This is a genomic window from Oleiphilus sp. HI0123 (assembly GCF_001635315.1).
This window is the reverse complement of sequence record NZ_LWGE01000263.1, coordinates 1-753: the sequence shown is the minus strand read 5'-3', so window position 1 is coordinate 753 and position 753 is coordinate 1. Positions and strand designations below refer to the sequence as shown.

1 protein-coding gene is annotated in these 753 nt (G+C 44.5%); it reads right to left on the bottom strand.

All coding sequences use genetic code 11. From position 1 onward, the window contains the following. Positions 1-89: 89 nt before the first annotated feature. The coding region (locus tag A3761_RS02600) for an ATPase, T2SS/T4P/T4SS family (RefSeq protein ID WP_197472752.1) at positions 90-753 on the bottom strand (664 nt) is incomplete at its 5' end.

The following is a 753-nucleotide window of genomic DNA, read 5'->3' as shown; positions in this document are numbered from 1 at the left end:
ACTGAATGTTAGTGACATGGAGGCGTTGTTGAGAAAGCAATGAATAACATTGCTTCTCTTAAAGGTAAGTCAATCTATAATCTTGGGGCTTAGAAACCACCAATGTCTCCATCATCCTGAATACTAAGACGATCAGTTGTTGCTGATAGTTGGTTAGGCGATGAGGCGTCTGCTCCCAGTTTTATCATCAAACGTAAATCGTTCGCTGAATCTGCATAGGCGAGCGCATCTTCATAAGTAACATCTCCAGCTGAATACAGGTCGTACAGGGCCTGATCAAAGGTCTGCATACCAATATCTCGCGATTTGGTCATTATTTCCTTCAACTTATGAATTTCTTTTTTGCGGATGAGGTCTGCACATAAAGGCGTGTTGAGTAGCACTTCGATACAGGCTCGGCGGCCTTTACCATCGGGCGTTGGAATCAATTGCTGGGCAACAATTGCCTTTAGGTTTAGGGATAAATCCATCCATATCTGGTTTTGCTGTTCAGGCGGGAAAAAGTTAATGATCCGGTCGAGTGCTTGGTTAGCGTTATTAGCGTGTAGTGTTGCCAAGCATAGGTGTCCAGTCTCGGCAAAGGTGACCGCGTAATCCATCGTCTCCTTACTACGAATCTCACCAATCATGATAACGTCTGGTGCCTGCCTCAAGGTGTTCTTAAGGGCAATTTCAAAGGTTTCTGTGTCAATACCGACTTCACGCTGGGTGACAATACAGTTCTGGTGTTGATGGATATATTCAATAGGGTCT